2 protein-coding genes and 2 pseudogenes are annotated in these 2,939 nt (G+C 60.9%); 3 read left to right on the top strand and 1 reads right to left on the bottom strand.

Annotated elements, in window-relative coordinates:
• Positions 1-11: 11 nt before the first annotated feature.
• Positions 12-110 (bottom strand): annotated as a pseudogene (locus MBENS4_RS26130) (IS630 family transposase); the annotation flags it as partial.
• Positions 111-213: 103 nt separating this feature from the next.
• Here MBENS4_RS26130 and istA point away from each other — a divergent pair.
• From istA to MBENS4_RS27595, 3 genes and pseudogenes are all read left to right on the top strand, one after another.
• Positions 214-1,734 carry an IS21 family transposase gene (istA, locus tag MBENS4_RS11675; RefSeq protein WP_052322367.1) on the top strand — a complete coding sequence of 507 codons (1,521 nt, stop codon included), beginning with the start codon at positions 214-216 and terminating at the stop codon, positions 1,732-1,734.
• Positions 1,724-2,503, top strand: coding sequence for an IS21-like element helper ATPase IstB (istB, locus tag MBENS4_RS11670; RefSeq protein ID WP_039390905.1), 780 nt, complete (start codon positions 1,724-1,726; stop codon positions 2,501-2,503). The genes istA and istB overlap by 11 nt, the downstream gene beginning before the upstream one ends.
• Positions 2,504-2,587: 84 nt before the next feature.
• Positions 2,588-2,832, top strand: a pseudogene (locus MBENS4_RS27595) (integrase core domain-containing protein); the annotation flags it as partial.
• Positions 2,833-2,939 lie beyond the last annotated feature (107 nt).

The raw sequence follows: 2,939 nt of genomic DNA, 5'->3' as shown, positions 1-2,939 counted from the left end.
GCAGTTTTCGATCATTCTGGTTCATAGCCGCACGATCTGAAGTAGTTGGCGCATTCCTGAGGCTGGAAGATATCGACGAGTTTGCCGATCAAGCTCCACAGGCTGTTGATTGCCACTGAGAAGTGACCCGGGGCGCGTATAAATTACCACTGAGAATTGACCCATGTTTTCCTCCCTTCCGGCTGCCAGTCGGAGGGTCTTGGAGTGATCGACATGGACTTACTCAGTGTGATCCGCCGGTGGCATTTCCGGCAGGGGATCTCCATTCGGGAGATCAGGCGCCGGACCGGCCTGTCCCGCAACACCATCCGCAAGTATCTGCGCTCCGATACGGTTGAGCCCAGTTTCAAGGTTCCGTTACGGCCCAGCAAACTCGATCCCTTCGCGGACAAACTGACGGCCTGGTTGCGAGTGGAATCCAAGAAATCCCGCAAGCAGAAGCGGACCGCCAAGCAGCTCTACGGTGATCTGGTGAAGCTGGGTTACGATGGTTCCTATAACCGGGTGGCCGCCTTTGCGCGGCGATGGCGGACCGAGCTTCATTATGAGCAACAGACCAGCGGGCGCGGGACGTTCGTGCCTTTGGTTTTCCAGCCTGGCGAGGCCTTCCAGTTCGACTGGAGCGAGGACTATGCCGTGCTGGACGGCAAGGTGACCAAGCTGCAGGTCGCCCATACCAAGCTGGCGCATAGCCGCGCCTTCATCGTGCGCGCCTATCTGCTCCAGACCCATGAGATGTTGTTCGACGCGCTGGCGCAGGCATTCCGGGTGTTGGGCGGCGTGCCGCAGCGTGGCATCTTCGACAATATGCGCACCGCTGTCGACAAGATCGGGACGGGGAAGGCGCGGCAGGTCAACGCCAGGTTCGCCGCCATGGCCAGTCACTATCTGTTCGAGACCGATTTCTGCAATCCGGCTTCTGGTTGGGAGAAAGGGCAGGTTGAGAAGAACGTCCAGGACGCTCGACGCCGGTTGTGGCAACCGATGCCCAGCTTCCGCGATCTGGCTGAGTTGAACACCTGGCTGGAAGAACAATGCATCGCCCAATGGGGCGAGATCCAGCATGGTGTCCTGCCCGGCACCGTGGCCGATGCGCACGCCGAGGAAGTTGCCTGCCTGATGCCGCTGGGCCGGCCCTTCGATGGCTTTGTCGAGCTGATCAAGCGCGTGTCGCCGACCTGCCTCATTGCCTTCGACCGCAACCGCTATTCGGTGCCTGCATCCTTCGCGAACCGACCCGTCAGCCTGAGGGTCTACCCGGATCGTCTGGTCATAGCGGCCGAAGGTCAGATCGTGTGCGAACATCCCCGGCTTATCGACCGTTCCCATCACAAGCCGGGACGCACAATCTATGACTGGCGGCATTATCTGGCGGTGATCCAGCGCAAACCCGGCGCCTTGCGTAATGGCGCCCCCTTCCTCGAGATGCCTGAAGCCTTCCGGCAGTTACAGGGCCATCTGCTCAAGCGCCCGGGCGGCGACAGGGAGATGGTCGAGATCCTGTCTCTCGTTCTGCATCATGACGAGCGGGCTGTGTTGAGCGCGGTCGAGTTGGCTCTGGAAGCCGGTGTTGGCACCAAGACCCACGTTCTCAACGTGTTGCATCGCCTTATCGATGGCAAGGCGCCTCCAGCAGCGCCGATCGATGCGCCTCAGGCCTTGCGTCTGACGCAGGAGCCCGAGGCCAATGTCGTACGCTATGACAGGCTGAGGGAGATCCGCCATGCGTCATGATCCCGCCAGCGCGGCCATCGTCGTCATGCTGCGCAGCCTCAAGATGTTCGGCATGGCGCAAGCCGCTGGAGAGCTGATCGAGCAAGGCGCACCTGCCTTCGACGCTGCCGTGCCCATACTGTCTGGGCTCCTGAAGGCAGAGATGGCCGAGCGGGAGGTCAGGTCCATCGCCTATCAGATCAAGGCGGCTCGCTTCCCGGCCTACAAGGATCTGGCGGGCTTCGATTTTGCCGCCAGCGAGATCAACGAAGCCCTCGTACGCCAGCTTCACCAGGGCGACTTCATGGAAAACGCCGACAACGTCGTGCTGATCGGCGGGCCCGGCACCGGCAAAAGCCATATCGCCACAGCTCTGGGCGTCCAGGCGGTCGAGCATCACCGCAAGAAGGTTCGCTTCTTCTCCACGGTCGATCTGGTCAACGCGCTTGAGCAGGAAAAGACCTTGAACCGGTCCGGCCAGCTGACAGAACGCCTGCTACGCCTCGACCTGCTCATCCTCGATGAACTGGGCTACCTGCCCTTCAGCCCATCGGGCGGTGCCATGCTCTTCCATCTTCTCAGCAAGCTGTACGAGCGCACCAGCGTCGTGATCACCACCAACCTGAGCTTCAGCGAATGGGCTGGCGTGTTCGGCGATGCCAAGATGACCACCGCGCTGCTCGATCGGCTAACCCATCACTGCCACATCCTGGAGACCGGAAACGACAGCTTCCGCTTCCGCGCCAGCACCGCTGCGCCCAAAGCCAGAAAGGAGAAGCCCGCATCTTGAACCTGCCGAGAAACGGCAGCACATAAACCATACCCACCCGGGTCAATTCTCAATGGAAATCCCGGGTCACTTCTCAGTGGCAATCAACACTTCAACGGCTCATTGCGCGATGAGCTGCTCAACGAAGAACTGTTCGACACCTTGCTGACGCCCGTCGGAAGCTGGCCATCTGGCGCTACGACTACAACCATGTTCGGCCCCACTCGTCGTTGGGAAATCGAACGCCTGCACAAGCGCGTCGGGCGTGATGCTATCGTCCTGCACGAACGTCCGACGCGCTTGTGCAGGCGAGCGTGCCGGAATATTCAACCGCAAGACTCTCGTTATGAGCGAGGGACCGCCGGGGGGGCAGGTCAATGGCTATGGGCCAGTCTGTCGATCGGGCGGTCAAGCCGCCTGCGATAGCACTCCTTGGCGGACCTGCCGCCAGTAGAGG

The organism is Novosphingobium sp. MBES04 (assembly GCF_000813185.1).
GTDB lineage: Bacteria > Pseudomonadota > Alphaproteobacteria > Sphingomonadales > Sphingomonadaceae > Novosphingobium > Novosphingobium decolorationis.
The sequence above is the reverse complement of the archived record's forward strand: the minus strand, read 5'-3'. Positions and strand labels throughout refer to the sequence as shown.

What these genes read in the sequence shown, in the direction of transcription:
- istA (WP_052322367.1), top strand. Translation starts at nt 214, where the DNA reads ATGGACTTACTCAGTGTGATCCGCCGGTGGCATTTCCGGCAGGGGATC.
- istB (WP_039390905.1), top strand. Translation starts at nt 1,724, where the DNA reads ATGCGTCATGATCCCGCCAGCGCGGCCATCGTCGTCATGCTGCGCAGC.